This window comes from Moritella sp. 36, assembly GCF_018219415.1.
In the GTDB taxonomy this organism is placed as follows: Bacteria; Pseudomonadota; Gammaproteobacteria; order Enterobacterales; family Moritellaceae; genus Moritella.
On the sequence record NZ_CP056120.1, the window covers coordinates 3,359,637 to 3,385,477 of the forward strand.

A 25,841-nucleotide genomic window follows, 5' to 3' on the forward strand; every position below is an offset into this window, starting at 1 on the left:
CGGACTAGCTGAATCTAAATATATTAAAAATACCGCTTAACATTAGCGTTACGCGGTATTTTTTGTTAAATGACTTTGAGTGTCGCAACTAATTCCTTGTTACGCACTTCAATTGACTCTAGAACAGCTTTAATCATGGTTTGGGTTAAGTCATCTTTAAGTTTATATATTGGCATTTGGTTAAGTACTGGATTTACCACTTGCTCTGCTATTTGGATCACTTGTGGTGTAAACAAGTCCGGCATGCCTTCAACCTTAACTTCATGCACCTTCATATTTGTTACATAGAACGCGGATTTTTCTGAATTATAACTCAGTGATCCCGTTAGTCGCGTATGACCACTGTACTCTAAACCTGCCATTAATAGTTTAACATTTAATTGCAGCTCAATTTCATTCTTATCTTTCGCTAGTGCTAATACAGGTTTGCTCAGTTCAACCGTCAAAAATGAAGTTTTTCTCACTAGCGGCATGACACTCAAGACTTTCTCTTGCAACTCTGCTTCGCTAAATTTAACCGTTAACGCCTGTGCGGGTAATACAAATGTGCACATTAATAACAAGGTGATGATTAACTTATTCATACCAGTTTTCATTATTTAACACTCTCTAGTTCGGTATTACTATCTACTTCGGCATTACTCTGCACTTCGCCACTAAAACCAACGCGATTATCACCGACAGAATAAGCGACAATTTGGCTAAGTTCTTGCAGACTGTAACCCGATTCTAGTCGCCATTGGTTAAAGGTGTTTTGGATCGTGGTTAAACTACGTTTGGTCATGAGCCCACCATCGATGAGTTGATGCCCACGAAAATAAGCTTCCACATCACTGCTCAAAATAAACGTATCTTTACCTAATCGACGCAATGCATACGGGCCGGTATTACCACCTAAACGACTGCCGTGTTTTTTCATATATTGCCATAAACCCACGACATCATCGGCTGGCCATTGTGCTAACCACTTAGCAACAGAGCCATGTTCGTCACAGATATCTTTGAGCCACAGCGCGTTATCACGTACTGTCTTTACCTTGGTATAGTTACGAATAATTTTAGCATCAGCCGCTTTACGCTCTAACATATCGTCAGGCATTAAGATTAGCTTATCAATGTCAAAGCCCCAGAACACCTCTTCAAATCCAGCCCACTTAATTTCAATAATTCGCCATACGAACCCTGATTTAAAGATCGCACGGGTAAACTCAGCCAACACATCGCTGTTTTGTACAGTAACGAGTTCGGCATTTGTCAGTGGTTGCGATAATAAATACGCTAACGCCTGTTCTCCGCCCTTACGTTCCGCGGCACGGTGGTATATTTTGTCGAATGATTCCATAACGTATCTCTAAACCGTTTAAATGTATTGGATAAGTGTACAGTAAATTAGCAATACAAACCAAGGTTCAGGAATATAACGATAAGGAAAAACGCTACATCATAAACATAACAACGGGCTCGAGGTTAAGCCTGAATGATAATACAACATTGTTCAGGTTTAACCTGTCTTGCCCGGTAACCGTCCAGTGGTAGCCCGCACTGATTGTGACGGCCGAGTTAACATGGTATTTAACCCCCACTTTAAATTTTGTAGCGTTATAAATAGATTGGATAGCATCCACTTCATGATCGAGGTTCACCAGGTCATATGATACATTAAAATCTATTTCATACTCAGGTGACGTAGAATACGTAACACCCAATACTGGTGATGTTAATATTGCAACGGTTTTATCTTTTTCTTGTCCTTCAATTCTTGCGACTAAAGCACTAACGCCAAGATTAACCGAACCATATATCTCCGCATATTCATGAACCCTAAATGTCTTTGACAAACCAACCGTAATATCCGTTGATTTAGCCGATGCATCGCTGACTTCTGATATGTCACTTTTTTTATCAATGAATGTTTTGAAATGTACATCTTCCGACATTTCATTTTCTGTATTCAACGTCCATGTGTCTTCTGCATAGCTCAATTCAATATTACTATGGTAAAAAGACTCCGCGGCAGCCAATGGGCTTAAAGCAAGTAAGCTCACCGCAGATAAAACAGATTTAATCGACATCAATGTCTACTCATCACTTAGTTAAGGTATAACCTTATTATCGACAGGCAGAGCAATTACTCCAGTTAAAATTACAAAAAACGCGCAACTTAATGAAAAGTAAGGCGCGTTTATATTCTCGAAATGCTATTTATGCCAGCGTTTAAATATCAGTGATGTGTTGATCCCACCAAAGGCGAAGTTATTAGTCATCACAACATCAGTGTGTATCTCACGGCCTTCACCGCGAATATAATCAAGATCGCCACATTCAGGCGCGATATTATCTAAGTTGATTGTCGGTGCGAACCAGTTGTCTTGCATCATGTTGATTGATGCCCACGCTTCAATTGCGCCACAAGCACCAAGGGTATGACCTAAATAACTCTTTAATGAGCTGATTGGTTTTTTACCTAACGCATTGGCAGTGGCGATGGTTTCGGCAATGTCGCCTCGGTCCGTTGCTGTACCATGGGCGCACACATAACCAATTTCATCGATATCAATCTTGGCATCTTCCACCGCTTGTTCAATGGCTACTTGCATAGTTGCCGCGGTTGGTTGGGTCACGTGTTTACCGTCAGAGTTACAACCAAAACCAATGATCTCAGCGTAAACTGTCGCGCCACGCGCAAGGGCATGTTCCAACTCTTCTAGAATCAGCGTACATGCGCCTTCACCAATCACCAAGCCATCACGATCAGTATCAAATGGTCGCGGTGTGAGCGCAGGTGTATCATTTTTAACACTTGTTGCATACAAGGTATCAAATACCGCCGCTTCGGTAATACAAAGCTCTTCAGCACCACCAGCAACCATCAAATCTTGACGACCAAATTTAATCGCTTCATACGCATAACCAATGCCTTGTGAACCCGACGTACAGGCCGAACTTGTGGTAATAACACGTCCCGTCAAACCGAAGAATACGCCTACGTTTACTGGTGCGGTGTGTGACATAGTTTGGATATAACTGGTCGCCGTTACGCCAGACATGTTACCCGTGTCCATCATGCGGCTAAAATTAACCAGTGGTTCAGTCGACCCCACAGATGAACCGTACGAAATACCCGTGCGACCATCGGTTAATGCTGGGTGGTCTAATAATTGCGCTTGATCTAACGCCAACTCTGTTGCACGTGTCGACATTAATGATACGCGCCCCATTGAGCGAACTTGTTTACGCTTATAATGGGCTGGTTTTTCAAAATGCAGGACAGGTGCTGCTAAGCGGGTATTAAGCCCATCAAGATAATCCCATTCAGGCATCACTTTAACAGCATTTTCACCTTTTTCTAGACCAGCTTTAAACGTCGCCCAATCGTCACCAAGTGCAGTGACCGCAGACATACCTGTAACAACAACTCTTCTCATTAGATTAGCCCACCGTTTACAGAAATAACTTGGCGAGTGATATAAGCCGCACAATCAGACATTAAGAATGACACTGTACCTGCCACTTCTTCCGGTTTACCCATACGTTTTAATGGGATCATTTTTTTGATTTCATCGAGCGGTAAGTCATTGGTCATGTCTGATTCGATTAACCCTGGAGCTACACTGTTTACAGTGATCTTACGTTTTGCTAGCTCAAGCGATAACGCTTTTGATGCTGCAATAATACCGCCTTTTGCTGCGCTGTAATTCACTTGACCACGGTTACCCATGAGGCCAGAAACAGAGGCCATAGTAACGATACGACCGCCTTTTCTAGCGCGTACCATTGGCATTACCGTTGGATGAATCACATTGTAAAAGCCGTCTAAGCCAGTACGGATCACATCATCCCAGTCTTCGCCTTCCATTGATGGGAATGCCATATCACGCGTAATACCCGCATTACACACCACGCCATAATACGCGCCATGTTCAGCGATGTCCGCTTCGATGCTTGCTTTTGCCGCGGCTCTATCGCACACATCAAATTGTAATAAGCTCGTGCTTTGACCCAGTTCAGCAATTTGAGCACAAGTATCCTGCGCCGCTTCAACGCCAGAACGGCAATGAACCGTAATATCAAAGCCGTCTTTTGCTAATTGCAGTGCGATCGCTTTACCCAGTCCACGACTTGAGCCTGTTACTAAAATACGTTTACTCATGATTATCCTTTAAAAATTGTGCGGGATCCTGCGGTTGGAATACATTGATTTTAGCTTTTGCTAGCACCGCATCGTCTTCATCTTTTATAACGCAATCAAAAACACACAGTCCTGATTCGTCTTGAATTAGTTTTTTGGCTTCAATTAACAAGGTTTGCGCGACTCTAAATACACCCACTTCGGCGTTATATTTACGAGAACCTAATAGAAAGCCAATTTTCACCTCACCAGCATCATCCAGTGCATGCGCACCACCATAAGCCGCGATGGTTTGCGCCATATATTCGCAGCCGACATAACTTGGTACGCCTTGTTTAGCGCAATCATAGAAAGGTATCGTGGGCGTAATAGTCACTCGGCAACAGACGTTTTCGTCGTCATAACTCACCAACTCATCAATTAAGATCATCGGTGCGCTATGCGGTAAGACATCTGCAATTGGATATTTGCTCACTACTGTAGATTGGTTCACTGCTGTTTTCCTATCACTAAACTGATATTGTTACCGCCAAAAGCAAACGAATTACTCATGCAGGTTTGTAACTTATTCTTAGCTGTACGATCGGCATTGGCCTTTGCATCCACTAGGTTTATCGTAGCAAGGCTGTTATCTACCTCACCATCGCTCACATTGGCCGGCACTTTATGTTCTGGGTTATATTCATCATGAAGTAATAACCAACAAATACCCGCCTCTAATGCACCTGCTGCGCCTAGCGTATGGCCTGTCATGCCTTTTGTTGAACTACACAATACTTCACTTCCACAAGCGTTAGACATGGCTTTAGCTTCCATGTCATCATTCTTTGGTGTGCCAGTACCGTGTAGATTGACATAATCTATTTGTGAGCCTTGTAACTGCGCTTCGGCCAATGCTACTTGCATCGCCCGTAATGCGCCCTCTCCTTCTGGGTGCGGCGCTGATAAATGGTGGGCATCAGAGGTTTCAGCCGCCCCTAACAATTGAATGCCACCTTGCTCTTTGGTGACGACAAATAACGCCGATGCTTCACCGATATTAATACCATCACGGTCTGTCGCAAATGGGTTATTCATTGCAGTCGCTGTTGAGGCCAATGCTTTAAAGCCATTGACGGTAAGCTTTGCTAAACTATCAACACCACCGGCAATAACCACATCAGCTAAGTCAGCATCCAGTAATGCCTGTGCACTGACTAACGCTTTACCACTAGATGAACAGGCTGTCGAAATACTGTAAACCGGTCCTTTAGCCTGACATAAATCCGCTATAAACTGCGCTGTGGTACCCATTTCCTGCACTTTATAATGATAGTTTTCTGGGTATTCGCCTGTCGCCATTTTTTGCTTTAATGCTTGTTCGCCGTATTCAATGCCTGCAGTACTGGTCCCAATCACCACTGCGATACGTTGTTGCCCAAACTCAGTTATCAGAGGCGCAAGCGTATCGGCAATTTGTAAATAAGCCAACTGACTAAGCTTATCATTACGGGTGAGTATTTTATCAAAAGTTGCATCAGCGACACGACCAACATACTGAGGTTCTGCAATGGGCAACTCGCTATCAAGTACCAATCCACCTCGGTAACCTTTTAGTAGTGCAGCAGCGACAGATGCTTTCGAATCACCTAAAGCACATACCACACCAAAATCTTTTAGACAGATACTCACAGTGACACCTTACTTAATTCTGTTATTGTTATTTGATAATCGCGCAGTAAATGCTTAAGGATATAACGATTATCGAACTTTTCAACCGTCAAAATGACCTGACCATCTTGCGTTAATGTACGTGTCCAATCTGTTGAGGTTTGCCCCTCATGATTGCTAAATTCTTCTCTAAACGAACCATTGGTCGCTGACTGTAATTGCGCCAACGGCCAGTTAACCCATTGCAGATCTGCGATCACATAACCGATATCTAATCCCGGTACAGGCACATATTGGTTAATCACAGCCTCGTCATTTACGCTCCAGAATACATCAAACAACGGAATACCTGAGGGTGTCATCGCCACCAATTTAATTTGCGTTTCAGTAAATTCGACTTGTGCTAATAAACTTTGGGTTTCACCATTAAACTCGGCTTCAATTAATTGCGTTTTCGCCTGCATCTGTAATGCTTCTGGTGGTGCAGTAAGTTGTAAGGTGACACCCGGTGCCATCGCGACTAAATGGCTTTGTTGCATACTAATACAGCCAGTTAATAATAAGGCCGTTAATAACACAGCGGTTAATCTCGGCAAGCTTAGTCTCGGCAAACAGGTCCACTTCATTTTACTACCTCAATACTGTTATGACTCACATCGTCACCCCGACTTTCTGTCTCAACTGGTTTGGTACTCAGTACCGTGACTTGTTTTGCACTTAATGGCGATAATAGAAATACTAACAAGATCCCAAACATAACAGTTAAGCCGAAACTTTCTACCGCAGGTGTCACACTTAAGGCAAGTACACCAAATACCAGCGCAGATGAAATAGCCGATAAAGTTATCGCTAAAACGGTATTACGCTGCAATCCGTGTTCTTGATAAAAAATAACATAATCAATTGCTAAAGCGAGAATAAGTAATACCGCTAACAAATTGAAAATATTAAGATGGCCTAAGCTTAATTGCGTTAATAACAAGGCACCGCCAGCACTGACCATAATACTTAATAACCCTAGCAAGCCTTGCATCAAGCCAAAACGTAAACACAGCACAATCGTCACCACTAATATCGCACCCGCGAACAGTAATAATAACGCTTGTCGATAATGGTTTAATGCCGCAGACACTTCCGCAGGTTTATTATCAATACTCATGTCAGGTTGATCTGCGATCCATTGCTGTAAGTCAGTATTTAATGCCACACCTGAGGTTTCAACCCACAAGGCGTACTTCATCGTCGCTTTCTTATCTACACTCTCATCTATATTCTTGGTATCTTGGTTTTGATACTTATATTGAAAAATGTACACAGCAGATAGGGCCTGTAATGGACCAGAATTAAACGCATCTAACGTTAACGGCTTAAATCCATCTACCGTATCAGTTAACCCTAAGATCGCTAATCCCTGCTGGAAAATCTGTTGTTGCTCAGCGTCTTTAAGCAGATCGTTGCTTGCTTGTTGTTTCGCAACGGACGGCAACAAGCTGGCAATACTCTTCACGGTTAAACCTTGCTGTTGTGAATGCTGCAATCGTGCAAGTAAGACTTCTTGGCGTTGCAATAAGGTTTCGCTATCATCCGCGGTAATCACAATGCGTTGACTGTGTTGGTAACCCATTAGCTTCGCCATTTTGATTTCGTTATCAATCAAAAATGCGGGACTGGAATTAAGCAGCCGAATATCGTCATTAAAATTAATGTCATCGATGACGATCACACTGACTAACCCTAAGCTCAGTAAGGCAAAGACGAGTCGGCGTTGCTGGTGCAGTCTTGTTAACCAGGTATTTAGCTTATCTGTTAACGTCCAAACACTTGGCGTTACGCTGATGTTGCCACTTAGATTTAAATAAGGCAGTAATAGCAGCACAGTTAACAGTGCGCCAAACAAGCCAAAGATCATGAATACTGCAACTTGACTCAATAAGGATAACGGCGACATGATTAGTGCTGCATAACCTAATGCAGTCGTGATAAACCCTAAACACAAGGCGGTACGAATCGATTTAATACCGCCGCCAGTATTACTATTACTATTACTATTACTATTACTGAGACTAACAAAGGCATGAAAACAATAATCAATAACAATACCAATTAAGGTCACAGCAAAGACTAAAGTGAGTAAATGCAATTGATTGAATAAAGTAACGACCGCCGTTAATCCATAAATGATCGAGATGGCTAATACCAGCAGAGACAGATTAACGGGCTTTGCACTGCGAAATACCGCTAAAATCATTAATAACACAGCTAATAATGAGATCACGCCAAAGGTCGACATTTCATATTCAGCTTGCTGACTCGATTCTGCAGTATGGAATAATACTCCACTGTAAAGCACATCCACATCGAACTTGGTTTCTAATCTTTGAAACTCTGCCTGTAACTGCGTCGAAAATACTTGAGTTTGCTTCACAGAGAAACCATCAACATTAACCTTAATAGGCATAATGTAATGTTTTAACCCATCTTTATGAACGACAATAATGCCCTGTTCAGTTTCAAACGATTGTAACTGGGTTAAACCTGTCGCTAAAAAATCAGCCAAATTCAATCGTGGGGAAATAGCTAAACTACCGCTAACGAACGGATCGCTTACTTGCGTCAGTTTACCTAAGACAAAATTATTAATTGCTTGTGGTTCGGTTAACAAGGCTTGATAGTCATCGGTCATGACACTGTCACGATAAGGCTGATAAAACGCAATCACATCGCTGATATCAGGGACTGTCATTGATTCGTTTTCAATGCCAGTAAACGACGTAATAGTATTAGCTAATTGGTGATACGCAGGAATAGCTTGTTCACCTGAAATCGCCACTAATACCCGTTGATTCGCTTGTTGGAATAAGGCCGACTTGGCTTGGTTTATATCTTGCTGCTGACTCGCTTGCGCTTGGCTGTCGGTCGGTAATAACGACAGTATATTCGTCTCTATTTTCCATTGACCCCAGCCAAGTTGATAACCCGCTAATAGCAATACCACAACCAATTGGAACAAGTAACATTTAAGTCCAAACTTATTATTGCAGCCACTAAAGTTAGAGTTGCTCACGAATAGCCTTTGGCAGTTCATCAACCGCAGTCAAACTAAGTTCAATCTCGGTACGGTTACCAGAGGTTTCAAATAATACTAAATGATCGACAGTATCCTTCCCGCATAGCTCAATCACCCTCATAACTTTCGCTATCACCGCATCTTTCGGCGTTAATTCAATGCAAGTTTGGTTTGAAGATGCTGCTTTTGTTAATGATGTGGTCGCTAAGCTAAATTGAGTTTCGAGCGCAGCAAGATCACCAGACAAGGCGCTCATGAGCACGCTTGCAATTGGTGTAGCATTATTGATCTGCTTTTGCTGTTGACGGTGGTCGATGGAAAATAGCCCTTCTTCCTTGAGTATCATGGTCGAGGCAATCGGTTTACTGGTATGCCAGACAAAGCCTAAAGCTTGATCTAAAAACAGTTCACCACTGGAGATCACTGGATTCTTCAATACCGTGAAATACTTGTGTTGCACAAATGTGCCACTGGCTATCGCCAGCGGTTTAAACTGCGATAATAGTGCCAGTGGTGCTGCTGAGCCTTTAATTTTACCCGAGCTTAAATCTTTAGCATCATCGGCAGCAAACACATTGCCAGTCAATGACAGTAAGATCAGCAGTCGTAGCCAACTACCCATTCAGTTCACCCTTTAACTTATCAGTAAAGACAGGTGGTGTCACAAATTGCAATTCTTGCGTTTCTAAATCAACAGCTAACTGAATAGTCGATGCTTTAGTTAACTTCTTACCTGTATCTAAGCAGGTGATTACATACTCCATTTTCAAGCGAGATTCCACTTCAACTAAATGTGCATCCACTTTTATCTTCTGAGCATAACGCGCCGAAGCAATATACTTCACGCGCATATCAACAATTGGCCACATATAGCCTGATTTACTCATATCTTCATAATCAAAATTCATTTTACGTAATAGCGCGCTGCGAGCGACTTCAAAGTAACGTGCATAATTACCGTGCCACACGATTTGCATCGGATCGCAATCATGAAACGGTACGTCAATAATAACGGATTCTGATAACAGACTATTTTTGCTCATTTATGTATTACCTTGCTTGTATCTTGTATCTTGTTTTTTGTGTAAAGATTATTGATAAAGCGCCCAACGCTGCGTTTGAATCGCATCAATTGTAAAGCGTAATAAACTATCCATTGGTCGGTCTTCTACTAATGGTTCGAAGAAGCTGCAAATGTCGTTATACATAGCTTGAACAGCGACAGGTAAACTTGCCAAATCTAACTCTTTACGTTCAATACGAATACGTAGGCCTTGTACTGTCGCCAATAATGTCGTCGCTAATACTTGCTCTGTCAGCTGTAAAACACGCATTGCATCACGCGAGGCAATCGTGCCCATACTCACTTTGTCTTGGTTATGACATTCAGTAGAGCGTGAGAAAACACTGGCAGGCATGGTTTGTTTTAATGCTTCTGCTGTGTACGCAGATGCACCAATCTGCATGGCTTTGAAACCATGGTTAATATAACGGCGCGATTCATCACTCATCGATAAGTTTGATGGCAAGCCGTTATTGTATTTGCTATCAACCAAAGACGCTAACTGACGGTCAGCAAGATCAGCTAGGTTAGCAACCGCTGTTTTCATACTGTCCATAGCCATCGCGATATGACCACCGTAAAAATGACCACCGTGTAATACGTGTTCACCTTGGCCATCAATAATCGGGTTATCGTTTGCAGAGTTCAGCTCGTTCTCAATCATTTGGCGGAACCAAGGCAGTGAATCTTGCAATACTCCGATAACGTGCGGTGCACAACGAATCGAATAACGATCTTGTAAACGGTCAGCATTACGTGGGTGTTCTGCGTGATTCAAATCATTACGGATCCAGGTAGCGACTTGTTGCTGACCTGGGTGTGGTTTTACCGAGAATAAGATCTCATCGAAATGATGGCTATTACCTTGAATAGACAAGCTCGCCATGGCAGTAATACGCGCCGCTAATTTAGTGAGGTAGTTAGCACGATCAAAGGCTAAACAAGCAACGGCTGTCATTACTGCCGTGCCATTCATGATCGCTAACCCTTCTTTAGGTCGTAGCACTAATGGCGTTAGACCTAACTCTGCCATGACTTCGCCACTATTGCGGATCTGGTCTTTATAATACACATCACGTTCGCCAACTAATGCGCCAGCAACATAAGATAATGGCGTTAAATCACCACTTGCACCCACTGACCCTTCTTGTGGGATCGCCGGAATAATATCGTGTTCTAAATAGGCCGCCAATAAATGCAGCATTTCCCAGCTTACGCCAGAATAGCCTTGTGCTAAAGAATTAAGTCGGGTAGCCAAAATAGCACGGCCTTCAACAGTGCTAAATAATTGCCCTAAACCACAACCATGAAAACGAGTAAGGTGTAATGGTAATTCATGTACTAGATGAAGCGGTACTTTTACTGTAACAGAATCACCATAACCTGTGGTTACACCATAAATAACACCATCTTCTTTTAATAAGCTATCTAAGAACGCGAGCGCTGAATCAATCTTAGTCGTTAACTCTGGTGCATCACTGATACTGACATGCTTTTCTTGTTTCGCAATTGCAACGATATCTTCAATCGTTAAACGTGATTCGCCAAACTTAATTGTTGCTTTAGTGGTAGCCACTGACTTCTCCAAACTATTTCTTACGTTCTACTTTATGGTCTTCTTGCCAAAAATCAAAAAAGTTAAACCATTGATACGGGTACTGCAAACAAAAGTGTTCTAACCTTTGTGCGTATTGATTAATCAGCTCGCCAATATCGGCTTGTCTGGTTTTACGTGCAAACTTCAATTTATCAGATACATGTTCGAAGATAAGGCGATATTTGTCACCGTCTTTCAAACAAAATAGATAATACACAGGGCACTCCAGCAAAGAAGCTAGAATAAATGGCCCTTGTGAAAACGGCGCTTTCTGGCCTAAAAATTCGGCATAAACGACTCGCCCAGGAGACGTAGTACTGGTTCGGTCTCCCACAATAACGACCTTCTCACCCGCTTCTACACGTTGTTTTAATAAAATGGCTAAATCAACACCCACATCTGACACTTGAATGAAGTTAACATTCACATTGGGGTTAATCTTTTGCATTATTTTATTAAATTCAACGGCGTGATGAGTAAATACCAATACATTAATACGGGTTTTATACTTACCGACACTGAGCGTGCGACATACTTCCAAATTACCCAAGTGCGAGCCAATAAATACCGCGCCTTGACTCGTTTCTAATAAGTGTCTAAATTTATCAGTGTAATCACACTCCACTTGTTCCATGGTTATTTTACCCGTCCAAGCATCTATTTTATCAAATGCGCTTTGGGCAAAAATATAGAAATGTTTGATACCTTCTCGATGACCCGGCTGTTTCGAACTGCCTTTACGCTTTGCAACTTTACCAAGGTAATTTAACGATGCTTTTTTGCTTTCTCCACCAGTGAAATACAAATACACAATGACAGGGTAAAGAATAATAGACAAACCAGTACGGCCTAGAATACGGTAGCAAAGCAGCAGTGTTTTCATTCCAATATAGGTACCGCGCTCTTGCATTTTTGACCAGTGAACTGTGGTAGTCATATCGTTATTCTGCCCTTAATCAAGTGTTAAACTTACGCAATAGTAGCTGTGGAAAACGTTTTAACATGCCAAAAAACAAACGCGTGTGCATCCATGAAATAGCCACATTATCTTCCCATAACCGGAAATGTGAAACGCCATGTTCAGGGTAATTAACCTTGGTTGGTAAGAAGAACGTATTTACACCATCCCAATATAAGCGCACCATAATTTCGGTATCAAACGCCATATATTCGCCAATATTGTTATTTTTGGCTAACAAGCCGAGCGTCTCAGCCAATGGGTATACCCGAAAGCCACACATGGTATCTTTAATATCAAATGAGAGCGTTTCAATCCATACCCAAACATGGGTTAAATAACGCGCATAATAGCGGTGTTTAGGCACAGACTCATTATAAATAGGTTGACCACTGATTAACTGACTTGGCTGTGCCTGTGATAACTCAACCAGTTTATTGATATCAGTAATATCATGCTGACCATCGGCATCCACTTGAACAGCATGAGTAAAGCCCATACTATCTGCATACTTTAAACCTGTTTGTATTGCCGCACCTTTCCCCTGATTCTGCTCATGGCTAATCAAAGTGACATAACTGTATTTTTCCGCTAACGTCAGCATAAATACGCTACTGTCAGCATCGCTGCCATCATTAATCATGATCACAGGTAACTTGTATTCCGCCAAAGCCCCTAACAACTGATCAATCACTACCGTGTGATTGTAATTAGGGATCACAATACAATAACTCACAGACCACCTACCGTATTCTTTTCAGCGTTATGTTCAGCGCTATATACAGCAACTGTTTCAGCAAAAATAAGTCGACCAGAAGAATGAGATTTAATATCACCGTTTGACGTTGTGGATTGATAACTAAACAGCACTTTTTCGGCTGATTTTTTCGTTAACGTCAGCACCACATCTTGACCCGGTAAGATCATTTCCTGAAACTTCAACACTTGAATATTCATCACATCAGCCGTGCCCATGCTTAAATATTGCTTCGCATACTCTACCGCCCAGTGCAGTTGAACAACACCCGCTAAGATTGGCGCTTGGTCAAAATGGCCTTTAAAGTAATCTAGGTCTGTTGGGATATGCAAGGTTAATACAACCTTATCATCCGGGTTCTTTGTATTAAGAAATTCAGTACTCAGAATGGTTGCATCCACTTTCACTAATTCAGTCAAACAATTTCTCCAATTCTTTAATCACTAATTTACCTTGAGAATTAAATGGCATTTGCGCTGGATAACGCCACTTTTTAGGTAAACAAATGCGTTCAAACTCACCGAGTAAGTGCTTTTTAAAGCCATCATTCAGTGACTTCTTACTTTGTTCGTTCAGTAATGCTTGCCCTTCTTCGGTCAATTCAATCACTGTTGCTAACACTTGTTTTTTAGCGCCATCAAGTACGATAACACGAACCTCGTTAACCAACACGTGTTGCTGTAGACAGCGTTCCATATGGTCGAGGTTAATACGTTTCTCTTCATGCTTCACAGTGCGGTCGGCACGGCCTAACATTTCAAAATGTTGTTCATCAATACGCTGAACCCGGTCTTCGGTGACGTAGTTAGCATCATGAATATAAGGTGATGTTAAGACCAACTGCGCAGTCTCAGGCATAATACGATAGCTAATATCTGGGAAAACCCGCCACGCACTTGGGGTTGAGTCTTGGCACTGTCGCCACGCTATACCACCGGTTTCAGTGCTGCCAAAGACTTCAATTGGCGCCTGCGATAGTTGGGTAAATAATTCTTGAGCGACAGTAAAAGGTAATGGCCCACCAGAACTAAATACACCTTGTAATTGCGCTTTATTTGCTATCAAGACATTATCTAAGCTCAGCCGTTTTAAATGCGCAGGGCTAGAGATCAATAATGCTGTTGGGCGGCCATGATCACCTAGCTCTTCGACCAAAAGCTGACTAATATGTTCAGGGTATTCAAAGGTATCATTAACAATTGCTAAGCCGGACTTTAACGGCAACAACAGTTTAAATAACAGCCCATAGATATGCTGATGGGACACTGTGCTTAATAATAGCTGTGAGGCATCTAGACGTACAGCAAAGGTATTGATTAGTACATCGACTTCACTGTTAAGCTGACTAAACTGTTTAACAATCGGTTTATGCTGCCCGGTCGAACCTGATGTAAAGAAGGTAATTTGACAGTCTAATGGTGTAAACAGGGCAGATCTGTCTTGTAATGGCTGACTTTGAACAGCAATCATATCATGCTTAGCAATGCTGTTCATGTTAATCAAAGGCGCGTCGATTAATGCTACATTTATCGCATCTAGTCCATCGACTTTAATATCACCGAGCGTAGCCTGACATTGTGGCGCGATATGCATGAGTGTTTGAGACTGTGCATTCGGTGGCATAACAATGTGACGACCTTCCAGTGCCAGAGCGAAAAAGCCAACGCTAAACTGATAACTCGATTGATGAAACAGTAACACACTGTCTGCATCCATTTGGCGAACCACTTGTCTTGTATCATGAATATCAGCACTAAACTGCTCAAAACTATATGCTTGCTTGTTTATATGAAAGCATATATCACGCTGACGTTGCGACAGTTCTGTCATTATTTAGTCTTCCTTCTGCGTCGTTTCAATACTTGTATTAGCACTGATTACGTCGCTATTATTCGCATACTTTCGCTGCACAAATAGGCGTATAACAAATTCAATCGCACACAAGCTACCAATCAAAATATACGCGATAAATCCGTTGTAAATAGTCCACACTTTAAATGAGCTATATAAAGCCGTATACAATGAAATACTGGCATTAATGATGAAAAAACCACACCAAACTAAAGTGACTTTACGTGTGTAATTTACAGCATGTTCAGGTAAATCTGGATCTTGTAACCGCGCAAATGTTTCAATGACAGTGGGCGGTTTAAGATATGAATACGCAAATACCGCCAGCATGGCAAAGTTAACCATCAGCGGATATAGCTTAAAGCCAATATCTGAATCAGTAAATAACGAGGTAACTATCGCCAAACCGCCTAGCGCGGTTGCGGGTAATAACCAAGGCATTTTATTCAAAACACCACGTAGCATCATTAAACGAGACAATAACAGCACTAATAAACCGAGCCCAAGCCAAAAAGGACTCACGTAATTTAACCCTAAATATACTGCAAAGGGGTAAAGTAATAAGCACAATCCCAAGATCACTGTAAGTAGTTTCTTCAACATATAATTCACTGTGGACTAATATACTGCGATTATTTCGCCAACGTTAGTTTTTCGATTTCGTTTACAACATCTTCTACTGTACGTACTAATTTGAACACTTCAGGTTCAATTTTTTCGTTAGTAATCTCGCGTAATTTAATCACTAAGTCAATGGCATCAATACTGTCTAAATCTAAGTCAGTATATAGATGGGCACTGAGGTTGATATCGTCTGCATCGATTTCAAATTCTTCAACTAAGATGTCGGCTAATGTTTGGTAGATGTGTTCTCTAGATTGCATGGGAAATCCTTAATTAAGCCGTGGCACGAGTCTGAGTTATAAATGCACTTAGTGCATCAATAGATGAAAAATGGTGTTTAATCTCTTCCGAGTTTGCATCGATTTTGATGTCGTAATGTTTCTTTAGAATCAGGCCTAATTCAAGCGCATCAATACTGTCTAGCCCTAAGCCTTCAACAAACAATGCATCCGCATCATTAATGTCTTCAACTTCAATATCTTCTAAATCTAGTTCAGTAATAATAAGCTGCTTTAGCTCTGTTTTTAAATCAATCATGGCTTCGTAGTTCCTGTTTAAAATAACATTCAAGTTCACGACAATACTGGCGAACTTGCTTGCTCATTGGTGTAGCAGCTGCAACTGAAAGCGTTGGTACATCACGTGTCAACTGCAACATAAATTTCGCTTTTTCGCTTGGAATTTGATACCAAGATTCTGCTTTAGTTAATGTACTTGGCGTTACATTAATTAATACGGATGTTATTGGCACCTGACAACGTAAAGCAATATTGGCTGCGCCACGTTGAAACACCAATTCTTTCCCCGGTACTGTGCGTGTACCTTCTGGAAAAATGATCAGGTTGTTACCCTGTTCTAATGATGATTTACATGCATCCAGCAAGGCTTCAGGGTCAGCATTACTAATATAGCCTGCATTTTTTATCACCCCGCGAATAAAGGGATTACTAAATAAATGTGCTTTAACCACACAGTCGGCATTGGGAATAATAGAAAGCAACACGACCACATCAATCAATGACGGATGATTAGCAAGGATCAATTGCCCTTGTAGTTGAGCCAGTTCAGCTCTATTACGCAGATCAAAATCGAAGATTCGCGTAAACGCCATGGTGGCAATAAAAAAGCGAAAGCTATAATGTACGGTTTTACGTGCAGTGCGTTTTTGTGCTTGTTCACCAGTGATACACAGTTTTTGAACTGGGAACACGAACAATGTCAGTATTAGGCCGCCAACGCCAAATAAACTAAAACATATCGCAGTGGCCAATAAGCGCCAAAGGTAATTTAACTTTTTATACACGTGACGAACCAGAAACTAAATCACAAGTCCAAATATGGCGTTCTGATGTAAATTTCAGTGGAGAATCTATGCTTGTTTGATTAAGCCAATCTATAAAACACAAGCCAGCAGGTAAATTCAATTCTGGCGGCGCTTGCTCATTGCCAATCTCAGGTGTTGCGAGTGCAGAAAAACTGACATCGATAGCGGCCAATGCGGTTGCAGTAGGGATTAAAGTAATCACCATAGATATCGCGTGAGCTATTTGCAGCTCATCTTTAAATTGTGAATACAACTCAGGTAATTCACGATCGACATGCACCATAAGTAGCTTATTAGCACGACCGGACTTTAGTCGCGCGTAAGCATCAACAAAAGCATAAAAGAAACTATCCTTACCCGCAGAGATTGCATTAATCGCTTGTTTATTTTGTTTCAAAATACTGTATAAACCCGGCACAGCGTTGTGCACAGAGGTACTAAATGCCGTCGGTGATATATCTTGGTCTGCTGTTAATTCAGTCAGTAACTCAGCCGTTTTATGTAAATCACCATGACGGCTCGAAAATACAATATCAACTTGATTGGAGACTTCTGACGATACAGACTGTTCTGATAGCGCATTTTCAGCAGTATAGAGTGCAATCTTAGCAAAAGGGCTTAAACGACGACGCTGCATTGCTGGCACAAAATCCAATTTTGGCCAAGCTAATGACTTTTCATTTATTTCATCAATATTTTTCGTTTTCCCAGCATCAGCAGCTGACCAAGAACTGATGCTTTCTATATATAACTTCAATGGTTTCTCCTAAAGCTAAAATAGCGACAATATTTATGCCGCCATAGTAATTAATCGTCAATAATAAATCAACAGCCAAAAATGTGAATAACTATATATCAACAAGTTATAATCGAGCATTCATTCTACGCCGTAAGGGTATAACCGCTATCAAGTTGAAATATATACAATTACATCACTGGCTTTTATTTACTTTCGCTGACGTTCACTGACAAAGTCGATTTTAGTTTTATTCGATGATTTCTTCTTACAAGCAAGCAGTGTATGCCCAAGGCCTAAATCATCGGTATCCTGATCAACATACATACCCGCCTCTTGGATCAAGCGCAACCTGAAATGCAACGGGTGCGAATGCCATGTTCTGATTAAGAGACGAATAATGATAAATGACGATTGGAACTTGGTGGCCGAAGAAGAATTAATGAAGGAGAGTTATTGATATTTCACAGTGCTAAAAACCAAAAAAGCCTGCTTATATAAGCAGGCTTTTTAATATGGGGCGACTGAAGGGATTTGAACCCTCGACAACCGGAATCACAATCCGGGGCTCTACCAACTGAGCTACAACCGCCATTAACTTTCGACTTAACCCCGCTAAATAATTAGCCAGACCGTCTGTTGTTTCGATGGAGAGATTATGCAGTAGTTAGATTAAACATGCAAGCCTGCTTGTTTCGCATGAACACTTTGCACGCCCTTCGATTTAAATTTAAGCAAACCAATGGAATTTGTAGTAAATAAGCACACCAACCAAATGTTCAACGCCATCATGCTGTCTTAAAAATAGTTATTTTTGCCTTGTTGTAGCTAATTAACTTAAATATGCTCAATTAGATATATACGTCTAATTTCCTGTGGCATAACGAACATCATAAATAATGACCTTACCGTGAAAGCGAAACTGATATTGAGGTAACAAAGATCATGAGTGAACACATTATAAATATTTCGAATAACTTCTGGAACATTCGAGGCGACTTTAAAATTGGCGGTATACTAAACATTGGCACTCATGCCTCGATAGTTCGCTGTGCGAATGGGAAGTTTGTGCTATTAGATGCCTATACGCTACGCGGGAAGCTAAAGAATCAAGTCGATGCGCTAACAAACAATGGGGCAGATCTAGAAGCCATCATTAACTTACACCCTTTCCACACCATACATGTGAAAAAGGTGCATGAACTCTATCCTAATGCCAAGCTGTATGGCACACAGCGCCATCATGAAAAATTGTCCGAACTACCTTGGCAATCACAACTCACAGAATCAAGCGAGTTTGCAGCCTTGTTTGCTGATGACTTTGAGTTTTCAGTACCGGCTGGCGTAGATTTTATTTCAAGTAATGAAAACCTACACTTTTCATCTGTACTTGCGTATCACAAAGCGTCTAAAACCATTCACGCGGACGATACTTTAATGTACTTAAAGTTTCCGAGTATCATTGGTGTGCTTAAAAAGCCAGAAGTCTCATTTCACATGACATTACCACAGACTCTCGAAAAAAGAGCTGGTGCAGCAACAGACTTCCATAATTGGGGGACGCTATTGATTAAGCAATGGGGTGATGCTGAAAACTTATGCGCTGCGCATTCTTCCTCTTTATTAGGAAATGAACATTCATCGCCTTCTGTCGCCGATAAAATAGCATCCGCGTTAAAAAAGGTAGAAAATACATTACAAGCGCACAAGAAGAAATTCGGGTGACCTCCAGAAACTGAAAATCCGCAGTTCAACAAAGAACTGCGGATTAAAAAACCAATTAAGCCAGATTAATTAGAACTCATACTTAACAGTCACACCGTAATTACGTTCAGCTTGAGATAAGTCGTTATCTTGGGCTGTTAAACCACGAACATCATTCCATGACCAGTACTGTTCATCAGTTAAGTTATAAACACCAGCTCGTAATGTTAAATCTTCCATTGGCTTGTAATAAGCAGTTAAATCAACCACAGTTGAACTTGAATTTTCAATTTGATCTTGATTGCCAGTATCAGTTGAATTAATGTCGCTAGCGCCTTTCTTTGCTGTATAAACAGTTTTCAGTGATGTACCCCAGTTTTCGCTTGGGCTATCATAGTTAAGGCCAACGACCATGTTCCAAGGCGCGACACTATTTAACGCTTTTCCGTCTTGATCTTTACCGTTGGCATAAGTAGCTGCTAGACGTAGTGTAGTACCATCAAATGCGCCAACTAAGCTATCTAGCAATAGATTAGTTACAAGTTCAGCGCCTTTAATTGTAGCTTTATCTCGATTTTTATAAGTAGTGATTTGAATTTGATTCTCTGTATATTCAACCGTATCAATAAAGTTATTATAATCGCTATAGAACAAGGTAAATTCATAATTACCTGCGTTAAAGTTCCCGCGCAGACCCGTTTCATAAGCAATACTAGTTTCAGCTTCTAGATTTTCATTTGGTTTGCTTTTATAGCGATGAGCAGTATTGCTCCATGAATAATACAGTTCTTGAAAATCCGGAGCTCTGAAACCTTGGCTGACCTGTGAAAATATCTTCATATCATCTGTTAGATTGTATAATGCCCCAAGTTTTCCGGTTACAGCAGAATCGGAATAATCTTTATAAGAAATAGGTTCATAACCCACAACATCTTTATACTTGGTAGTTGGATCAGTATTATCAGGCTTCGTATTGAAACTATCAAAACGTACACTTGGCGTTAATACTAATGCACCATCAAATAATCCAATCTGATCTTGTAAATATGCCCCCCACTTAGTATCTTCAGCCTTAGGCATATAATAATAAGCTTTCGTACCCGTACTATTATCTGCTTTTACAGAATGCGTAATATTCGTATTTTCAATATCACGGGTTGCATAAGACAAACCATAAGTTAAGTCATGCTGAGTTCCTGCAAGTACAAAAGACTTATCAAACTGAGCACTTAATTCGTAGCCATCCTCGGCATAAAAATAATCTTTTAACTGACTAATATCAGGCTGACGTCCAGTTATTTTAGTCGTGCTACGGCGTGTTTTTGAGACTTGCTTAGTTTTCTGCCAATCAAACTGTAATGCCATAGAATCAAACACCGAATTATTAGCAGTGAAGATATATTTAGCACCTAAGCGTTGTCGCTTACTCTGGTCTGCGGCATCATAACTTTTGTTCCATGACGACGTTAAAGCTAAATCAGTATCCGTATCTGAAACGACTTGCTCACCCGTAAATTCGATGCGGTGATTTTGGTTTAACTGATATTGCAGTTTAACTAACAAGTTATTGTTATCTGTTTCTTGCGGATCCGGTTTACCAAAGTTTTTCTCTTCTTCACCAGCTCTGTGGGTATAAGCCACTAACGATTCTAGTTCACCGGTTCGGTTAGCTAATGCAACAGATTGGTAGAAGCCCTTATTTACAGAACTGTAACCTAATTTAACATGACCGCCGCTATTATCACCAGCGTCAAGGAAATCACTCGGATCTTTGGTTTCAAACGCCACAATTCCTGCAATCGCATCACTACCGTATAAGCTTGATGCTGCACCTTTAACCACTTCTACAGATTTAATCATGTCAGGGTCAATATCTAATCGGCCAGATTGAATAAAAGACTGACCAGAATCAAAACGATTTGACTGTGAAACACCATCAACAACAATCTTAACTCGGTTACCTTCCATGCCTCGAATATTCACACTTTGAATACCATAACGCGGGTCACTTTTTACTGTTACCCCCGGTGTATAGTCAAATAGTTCACCGACATCTTTCACTAGGTTTTCTTCGATATCATCAGCAGAAATAACACTAACCGAAGCAGCAACATCAGTTAGTAATTGCTCCGTTTTTGTCGCAGATACAACTGTTGTTGCATCAACCATATTACCTTTGCTGTTAATATCAGCCACTGCTGGCATTGATAATGCTAATAAAATAGACGTGGTTAAATACTTCTTATTCCAAGACATCTAGGATTTCCTACGGTTGTCATTCATGTTTGAGTGGCAACAACATACCAAAGGCGAATGAGAATTACTACCATTTACATTAACACTTACATTAATTTACTTACTTAATCCCACATTTAGGGTTTAGGATAAAGTATTTTATTGTAATTAATGTTACGCGTAAGTTTTGTGCAGTTTTTTAAGCACTATTAGTCATTTATGTTGCTCAGGAATCAACATTAAACTATAAATAATGAATAAAAATGAAAATATGCTATATTCAGGCGCTATTTTTTAATTAACCTATCCATAATAGATAGCTACACTACAAATTTCGCCGTTTAGAACGGTAAAAGTTTGTTTATGTACTTAGGTATGGCACCTAGGTATTTAATATATTTTTTTATATATTTAATAAGTGTTTAACGCTCAGAGTAAACAATCCGGTCATCAATCATGAGGCTGTGAATATCAATGGTTAGGATTCATCCCACCACACTATTTACTCGGTATTAAATTTCAACTTCAATCATAAAATCAGCGCTATGATCTGTTTACTTACATTCATTTCAAATTAAGTAAAACATATCAGACTGATAAATAACCAAGAGGTAATATGAATACTATTTATTCAATTGGTGAACTCGAATCTTTTTTAATTGCATTTTTAGTGCTGTTTTTAGGGCATACCATTAATAAAAAAGTCCCAGCACTGCAACGCTTCAATATCCCCGAACCGATTGTCGGTGGATTGCTCGTGGCAATAATCATTACCATTTTACATTTTCAAAATATCACGCTTGAATTCTCACTACCGCTACAAAGTACATTGATGCTCATGTTCTTTAGTACTGTCGGTTTAGCCGCCAGTTATACTCAGCTACTGAAAGGCGGATCGAAAGTGTTCCTTTTCTTAGCCGTAGCATCACTCTATATTATTATTCAAAATGGTATTGGTGTGAGCTTAGCAACGATGCTTGGTCTTGATCCCATCCTAGGTTTAATTGCGGGCTCAATCACCTTGTCAGGTGGCCATGGCACTGGGGCAGCTTGGTCTCAAACATTTTATGATTTGTACGGGATGAATACCCTTGAATTAGCAATGGCAGCCGCGACTTTTGGTTTAGTGATTGGTGGTATTATCGGTGGTCCTGTTGCACAGCGACTCATAACCAAACATAATTTAGAGTCCGAGTATGGTATAGGTACTAATCACCACGAACAGTTTCCTGAACTCGTCACTTACAATGAATTAGAAGAAGATCGTATTACAGGTAAAAGTGTCATTGAAACGCTATTTATTCTGTTAACTTGTGTTGTTGGTGCAGGCTATGTCGAACAAGCCGTATCACTGCTTAATATCTCTTGGTTAAGAATTCCTGACTTTGTTTATGCATTATTTTTAGGCGTGATAATCACCAACACAACAGAAGTAACCAAAACTTATAAGGTAAACAGTGAAGCCATTGATATCCTTGGTACCGTTGCCCTATCGCTGTTCTTAGCAATGGCTTTGATGAATCTTAAATTGTGGAATATTTTTGATTTAGCATTACCACTGCTTATTATCTTAGCTGTGCAAGCAGTTGTACTGGCTATATTCTCGTATTTTGTCACCTTTAAAATAATGGGTTCAAACTACGATGCAGCGATTATTGCTGGCGGACATTGTGGTTTTGGTCTTGGCGCAACCCCCACAGCTGTAATGAACATGGGATCGCTCGTTTCACGCTACGGCCCTTCGCCACAAGCATTTATGGTCGTGCCTATTGTTGGCGCATTCTTCATTGATATTGTTAACTTGATTATCCTACAAGGTTATATCAGCTTTATTGGATAAACTTCCGATGTATCAGGTCTGTGAATCTCAGGCCTGATAATCCTAAAAATATTCATATAGCCAAGTTACTTCAGTTTTGGCTTAACTCGATTCGCACGCCGAACACATATCATAATATAAAGTACCGTCAGAATCACAGGTACAGTCCATAATAAACTCATCACTCCCCCTATTCTATAAACAGATAATGATTATTTAATGTAATTAAGGCTAATGCATAGTTGGGTGAAGATCTGCAAGCCATTCGGGTGATATTTGTAAAGCATCAAAGCAAGATTCACAGATAGGGTGACGACGACTAAAATCCAATAACGGCATCAAAGTAACTTTGACCCCTTGTTTCGCTAATGCCTTAAAAGAGTCTGATACAAACTCGCCACGTAATAATGACATCATCCACTGATGCGGCATGGCTAAATAGCGTAGTGCGGTATAATGTTGGCCTTGTTCTTCATATACTGCAGCTAAATTATGCTGAACAGATATCCAAGCCATTAGCAGCTCTTCATTTTCAGGGTCATTTTCCCACTGTTGCTTTATCTGTTCGACTGCATGTTGGTAACAAAACTCAGCATCTTGCCAAGATTTTGAATCAAAACAACTGTCCCCATTTTCCATCAACACTTTCCAAGTTTGCATAACACCACCTTAATAATAATGATTATCATTTATATTTGATAAACGTTATCATGTAAAGCTAAATTAGTGCAAAACCGAAATATAATTCGATCATTAATCAATTCGCATTAATTGATGATAACTGTGCCCAACTCTGACGTTTCCGATAAATCGTTGATGCACTTATATCAAGCAAGGCTGCGGCTTTTGGCACATTACCATTACAATGTGCTATCGCATTTTCAATAATCTGTTTTTCACTTTGCCACAATGGGATTATATCGTCCTCTACCTCTGTAATCAGTCTTACATTCTCAGGCTTAAAATTATCACTGTCATGAGAAATCAGAGTCGGTAAATTCTTGCGTGAAGGTAATAAATTTAGACAGTCATCAAACGCTAATAAATGTGGATTTCTTTTCTCTTCATCTACTATATTTTCTTGAAGCATTTCAATTGGTAACATTGCACTTGTTACTAGACCCGAATTATTTAAAACAACTATCTGTCTAATCACATTTTGCAACATGCGCACATTGCCCGGCCAAGAATAATTCGTAATTATTTCGATTGCTTTACTATCAAAACCTTTAAATTTTTTGCCCTCTTCAATACTGTAGTCATTCAGTAATTGCTGAGCAATTATAAGACAATCATTATTACGCATACGTAAAGGGGGTAACTCAATGGGGATCACATGTAAACGATAAAAAAGGTCTTCACGGAATCTACCTGCCGACACCTCATTCCAAGGCTGTCTATTGGTTGCGCTAATAAAACGCACATCAACATGCTCTTCTTGTGACCCACCAACACGTTGAAATACGCCGGTTTGAATAAAGCGTAATAACTTACTCTGTAAATCAAGGTCCATTTCGCATATTTCATCAAGAAAAAGCGTCCCACCGTGGGCGCGAGTTGCTGCACCATCACGATTAGATGTTGCACCTGTAAACGCACCTTTCATATGACCAAAAATTTCGCTTTCAATCAATTCTTTAGGTATCGCAGCACAATTAAGTGCAACAAAAGGTTTCGTTTTTCGTATACCACAATCATGAACAGCTTGCGCACAAACTTCTTTACCTGTCCCACTTTCGCCGACGATAAAGACAGACGCTTTGCTGCTCGCGACACAATCAATCGTTTTATATACCGCCTGCATTGCGAGTGATTCCCCAATGAAACCTTGAAAATTATTTTTAGGTAAACTACTTTCGTAATTGGCAACCAAATTAATTAAATTCCGCTGCTTAATCGCATTACGTACTGTAATTGAAAGACGCTTCGCATCAAAAGGTTTAACCAAAAAATCAAATGCGCCAGCGCGCATTGCATCGACCGCAATATCAATCGAGCCATAAGCCGTAATCATAATAATGCTGATATCAGGGTGTCGTTGCTGCACAGTTATCAAAATATCCATACCTGACATATCAGGTAATTGGATATCTAAAATCAGTAAATCAGGTTGCCATCGAGTAAGCTCGGCAAGTGCATCTCGCCCTGATTGAACATGAGTAACCTTGGCTCCTTCAGTACGCAAGTAAGTACTGTAAATAGCACCTACAGAAGCACTGTCTTCAACTAATAACGCAGTAAACTCCATACAAGGACTCCTTGTCATGCCAACGCTATGGCACATACCTTAATATTCTAACTTTAGTCACGAATTCAAAATTAGTGAT

Annotated in this window: 27 protein-coding genes and 1 tRNA gene; 2 read left to right on the forward strand and 26 right to left on the reverse strand. The window is 40.6% G+C overall.

All coding sequences use genetic code 11. The features are described 5' to 3' along the window. Positions 1 to 65: 65 nt before the first annotated feature. The 23 genes from HWV03_RS14795 to HWV03_RS14900 form a co-directional block, all read right to left on the reverse strand. Positions 66 to 584: a DUF1439 domain-containing protein gene (locus HWV03_RS14795; RefSeq protein ID WP_255546842.1), complete on the reverse strand. Its 519-nt coding sequence runs from the start codon at positions 582 to 584 to the stop codon at positions 66 to 68. A gap of 11 nt (positions 585 to 595) precedes the next feature. Further along, entirely contained in the window at positions 596 to 1,342 is a 747-nt protein-coding gene (locus tag HWV03_RS14800; protein ID WP_211676603.1) for a DNA-3-methyladenine glycosylase I, read from the reverse strand. Between the two features lie 94 nt (positions 1,343 to 1,436). After that, entirely contained in the window at positions 1,437 to 2,072 is a 636-nt protein-coding gene (locus HWV03_RS14805) for an outer membrane beta-barrel protein (RefSeq protein WP_211676604.1), read from the reverse strand. Between the two features lie 126 nt (positions 2,073 to 2,198). Beyond that, positions 2,199 to 3,425, reverse strand: a complete 1,227-nt coding sequence (locus HWV03_RS14810; RefSeq protein ID WP_211676605.1) for a beta-ketoacyl-ACP synthase — start codon at positions 3,423 to 3,425, stop codon at positions 2,199 to 2,201. Beyond that, positions 3,425 to 4,150, reverse strand: a complete 726-nt coding sequence (fabG, locus tag HWV03_RS14815) for a 3-oxoacyl-ACP reductase FabG (RefSeq protein WP_211672260.1) — start codon at positions 4,148 to 4,150, stop codon at positions 3,425 to 3,427. Before fabG ends, HWV03_RS14810 begins: the two co-directional genes overlap by 1 nt. Further along, entirely contained in the window at positions 4,143 to 4,604 is a 462-nt protein-coding gene (locus tag HWV03_RS14820) for an ApeP family dehydratase (protein ID WP_211680247.1), read from the reverse strand. The genes fabG and HWV03_RS14820 overlap by 8 nt, the downstream gene beginning before the upstream one ends. A gap of 14 nt (positions 4,605 to 4,618) precedes the next feature. Beyond that, a complete protein-coding gene (locus tag HWV03_RS14825) occupies positions 4,619 to 5,800 on the reverse strand; it encodes a beta-ketoacyl-ACP synthase (protein WP_211676606.1) in 1,182 nt (393 codons plus the stop codon). Beyond that, positions 5,797 to 6,405: a DUF3261 domain-containing protein gene (locus HWV03_RS14830; protein ID WP_211676607.1), complete on the reverse strand. Its 609-nt coding sequence runs from the start codon at positions 6,403 to 6,405 to the stop codon at positions 5,797 to 5,799. The genes HWV03_RS14825 and HWV03_RS14830 overlap by 4 nt, the downstream gene beginning before the upstream one ends. After that, positions 6,402 to 8,843, reverse strand: a complete 2,442-nt coding sequence (locus tag HWV03_RS14835; RefSeq protein WP_255546843.1) for an MMPL family transporter — start codon at positions 8,841 to 8,843, stop codon at positions 6,402 to 6,404. Before HWV03_RS14835 ends, HWV03_RS14830 begins: the two co-directional genes overlap by 4 nt. Beyond that, complete coding sequence (locus tag HWV03_RS14840; protein ID WP_211676609.1) at positions 8,830 to 9,468, reverse strand: outer membrane lipoprotein carrier protein LolA; 639 nt, start codon at positions 9,466 to 9,468, stop codon at positions 8,830 to 8,832. The genes HWV03_RS14835 and HWV03_RS14840 overlap by 14 nt, the downstream gene beginning before the upstream one ends. Beyond that, a complete protein-coding gene (locus HWV03_RS14845) occupies positions 9,461 to 9,889 on the reverse strand; it encodes an acyl-CoA thioesterase (RefSeq protein ID WP_211676610.1) in 429 nt (142 codons plus the stop codon). Before HWV03_RS14845 ends, HWV03_RS14840 begins: the two co-directional genes overlap by 8 nt. A gap of 48 nt (positions 9,890 to 9,937) precedes the next feature. Next, positions 9,938 to 11,485, reverse strand: a complete 1,548-nt coding sequence (locus tag HWV03_RS14850) for an HAL/PAL/TAL family ammonia-lyase (protein ID WP_211676611.1) — start codon at positions 11,483 to 11,485, stop codon at positions 9,938 to 9,940. 13 nt (positions 11,486 to 11,498) lie between these two features. Continuing rightward, positions 11,499 to 12,443 carry an LpxL/LpxP family acyltransferase gene (locus HWV03_RS14855; protein WP_211676612.1) on the reverse strand — a complete coding sequence of 315 codons (945 nt, stop codon included), beginning with the start codon at positions 12,441 to 12,443 and terminating at the stop codon, positions 11,499 to 11,501. A gap of 19 nt (positions 12,444 to 12,462) precedes the next feature. Next, positions 12,463 to 13,200: a glycosyltransferase family 2 protein gene (locus HWV03_RS14860; protein ID WP_211676613.1), complete on the reverse strand. Its 738-nt coding sequence runs from the start codon at positions 13,198 to 13,200 to the stop codon at positions 12,463 to 12,465. After that, positions 13,197 to 13,640: an ApeI family dehydratase gene (locus HWV03_RS14865; protein ID WP_211676614.1), complete on the reverse strand. Its 444-nt coding sequence runs from the start codon at positions 13,638 to 13,640 to the stop codon at positions 13,197 to 13,199. Before HWV03_RS14865 ends, HWV03_RS14860 begins: the two co-directional genes overlap by 4 nt. Next, on the reverse strand, positions 13,633 to 15,051 hold the full coding sequence (locus HWV03_RS14870; RefSeq protein ID WP_211676615.1) for an AMP-binding protein: 1,419 nt from the start codon (positions 15,049 to 15,051) through the stop codon (positions 13,633 to 13,635). The genes HWV03_RS14865 and HWV03_RS14870 overlap by 8 nt, the downstream gene beginning before the upstream one ends. Before the next feature lie 3 nt (positions 15,052 to 15,054). Continuing rightward, positions 15,055 to 15,594: a COG4648 family protein gene (locus HWV03_RS14875; RefSeq protein WP_255546844.1), complete on the reverse strand. Its 540-nt coding sequence runs from the start codon at positions 15,592 to 15,594 to the stop codon at positions 15,055 to 15,057. A gap of 110 nt (positions 15,595 to 15,704) precedes the next feature. Further along, positions 15,705 to 15,956 (reverse strand): acyl carrier protein, encoded by a 252-nt coding sequence (locus HWV03_RS14880; RefSeq protein ID WP_211676617.1) that lies wholly within the window; start codon positions 15,954 to 15,956, stop codon positions 15,705 to 15,707. A gap of 13 nt (positions 15,957 to 15,969) precedes the next feature. Continuing rightward, positions 15,970 to 16,233 carry a phosphopantetheine-binding protein gene (locus HWV03_RS14885; RefSeq protein WP_211676618.1) on the reverse strand — a complete coding sequence of 88 codons (264 nt, stop codon included), beginning with the start codon at positions 16,231 to 16,233 and terminating at the stop codon, positions 15,970 to 15,972. Further along, the gene (locus HWV03_RS14890) at positions 16,226 to 16,999 is read right to left on the reverse strand and encodes a lysophospholipid acyltransferase family protein (RefSeq protein ID WP_255546845.1); all 774 of its coding nucleotides are present in this window, start codon (positions 16,997 to 16,999) and stop codon (positions 16,226 to 16,228) included. Before HWV03_RS14890 ends, HWV03_RS14885 begins: the two co-directional genes overlap by 8 nt. Then, a complete protein-coding gene (locus HWV03_RS14895) occupies positions 16,992 to 17,777 on the reverse strand; it encodes a beta-ketoacyl synthase chain length factor (RefSeq protein ID WP_211676619.1) in 786 nt (261 codons plus the stop codon). The genes HWV03_RS14890 and HWV03_RS14895 overlap by 8 nt, the downstream gene beginning before the upstream one ends. Positions 17,778 to 17,966: 189 nt before the next feature. Then, a complete protein-coding gene (locus HWV03_RS22615; RefSeq protein ID WP_255547193.1) occupies positions 17,967 to 18,101 on the reverse strand; it encodes a hypothetical protein in 135 nt (44 codons plus the stop codon). 171 nt (positions 18,102 to 18,272) lie between these two features. Continuing rightward, positions 18,273 to 18,348: transfer RNA gene (locus tag HWV03_RS14900), tRNA-His, on the reverse strand. A 353-nt stretch (positions 18,349 to 18,701) separates the two neighbouring features. Here HWV03_RS14900 and HWV03_RS14905 point away from each other — a divergent pair. Then, a complete protein-coding gene (locus tag HWV03_RS14905) occupies positions 18,702 to 19,481 on the forward strand; it encodes a hypothetical protein (protein WP_211676620.1) in 780 nt (259 codons plus the stop codon). A gap of 69 nt (positions 19,482 to 19,550) precedes the next feature. On the opposite strand, the gene HWV03_RS14910 is transcribed toward HWV03_RS14905, so the two are convergent. Then, positions 19,551 to 21,716, reverse strand: coding sequence for a TonB-dependent hemoglobin/transferrin/lactoferrin family receptor (locus HWV03_RS14910; protein WP_211676621.1), 2,166 nt, complete (start codon positions 21,714 to 21,716; stop codon positions 19,551 to 19,553). Between the two features lie 595 nt (positions 21,717 to 22,311). Here HWV03_RS14910 and gltS point away from each other — a divergent pair. Next, positions 22,312 to 23,535 (forward strand): sodium/glutamate symporter, encoded by a 1,224-nt coding sequence (gltS, locus tag HWV03_RS14915; RefSeq protein ID WP_211676622.1) that lies wholly within the window; start codon positions 22,312 to 22,314, stop codon positions 23,533 to 23,535. Between the two features lie 210 nt (positions 23,536 to 23,745). Here the strand turns inward: gltS and HWV03_RS14920 are convergent, their stop codons facing one another. Together HWV03_RS14920 and HWV03_RS14925 are read right to left on the reverse strand one after the other, a co-directional pair. Then, positions 23,746 to 24,174, reverse strand: coding sequence for a tetratricopeptide repeat protein (locus HWV03_RS14920; RefSeq protein WP_211676623.1), 429 nt, complete (start codon positions 24,172 to 24,174; stop codon positions 23,746 to 23,748). A 97-nt stretch (positions 24,175 to 24,271) separates the two neighbouring features. Beyond that, positions 24,272 to 25,762 (reverse strand): sigma-54-dependent transcriptional regulator, encoded by a 1,491-nt coding sequence (locus HWV03_RS14925; protein WP_211676624.1) that lies wholly within the window; start codon positions 25,760 to 25,762, stop codon positions 24,272 to 24,274. Positions 25,763 to 25,841 lie beyond the last annotated feature (79 nt).

Bases quoted from the DNA above. Each gene is read 5' to 3' on its own strand.
- HWV03_RS14795 (WP_255546842.1), bottom strand. From the start codon at position 584: ATGAATAAGTTAATCATCACCTTGTTATTAATGTGCACATTTGTATTA.
- HWV03_RS14800 (WP_211676603.1), bottom strand. From the start codon at position 1,342: ATGGAATCATTCGACAAAATATACCACCGTGCCGCGGAACGTAAGGGC.
- HWV03_RS14805 (WP_211676604.1), bottom strand. From the start codon at position 2,072: ATGTCGATTAAATCTGTTTTATCTGCGGTGAGCTTACTTGCTTTAAGC.
- HWV03_RS14810 (WP_211676605.1), bottom strand. From the start codon at position 3,425: ATGAGAAGAGTTGTTGTTACAGGTATGTCTGCGGTCACTGCACTTGGT.
- fabG (WP_211672260.1), bottom strand. From the start codon at position 4,150: ATGAGTAAACGTATTTTAGTAACAGGCTCAAGTCGTGGACTGGGTAAA.
- HWV03_RS14830 (WP_211676607.1), bottom strand. From the start codon at position 6,405: ATGAAGTGGACCTGTTTGCCGAGACTAAGCTTGCCGAGATTAACCGCT.
- HWV03_RS14840 (WP_211676609.1), bottom strand. From the start codon at position 9,468: ATGGGTAGTTGGCTACGACTGCTGATCTTACTGTCATTGACTGGCAAT.
- HWV03_RS14845 (WP_211676610.1), bottom strand. From the start codon at position 9,889: ATGAGCAAAAATAGTCTGTTATCAGAATCCGTTATTATTGACGTACCG.
- HWV03_RS14855 (WP_211676612.1), bottom strand. From the start codon at position 12,443: ATGACTACCACAGTTCACTGGTCAAAAATGCAAGAGCGCGGTACCTAT.
- HWV03_RS14870 (WP_211676615.1), bottom strand. From the start codon at position 15,051: ATGACAGAACTGTCGCAACGTCAGCGTGATATATGCTTTCATATAAAC.
- HWV03_RS14880 (WP_211676617.1), bottom strand. From the start codon at position 15,956: ATGCAATCTAGAGAACACATCTACCAAACATTAGCCGACATCTTAGTT.
- HWV03_RS14885 (WP_211676618.1), bottom strand. From the start codon at position 16,233: ATGATTGATTTAAAAACAGAGCTAAAGCAGCTTATTATTACTGAACTA.
- HWV03_RS14905 (WP_211676620.1), top strand. From the start codon at position 18,702: ATGAGTGAACACATTATAAATATTTCGAATAACTTCTGGAACATTCGA.
- HWV03_RS14910 (WP_211676621.1), bottom strand. From the start codon at position 21,716: ATGTCTTGGAATAAGAAGTATTTAACCACGTCTATTTTATTAGCATTA.
- gltS (WP_211676622.1), top strand. From the start codon at position 22,312: ATGAATACTATTTATTCAATTGGTGAACTCGAATCTTTTTTAATTGCA.
- HWV03_RS14920 (WP_211676623.1), bottom strand. From the start codon at position 24,174: ATGCAAACTTGGAAAGTGTTGATGGAAAATGGGGACAGTTGTTTTGAT.
- HWV03_RS14925 (WP_211676624.1), bottom strand. From the start codon at position 25,762: ATGGAGTTTACTGCGTTATTAGTTGAAGACAGTGCTTCTGTAGGTGCT.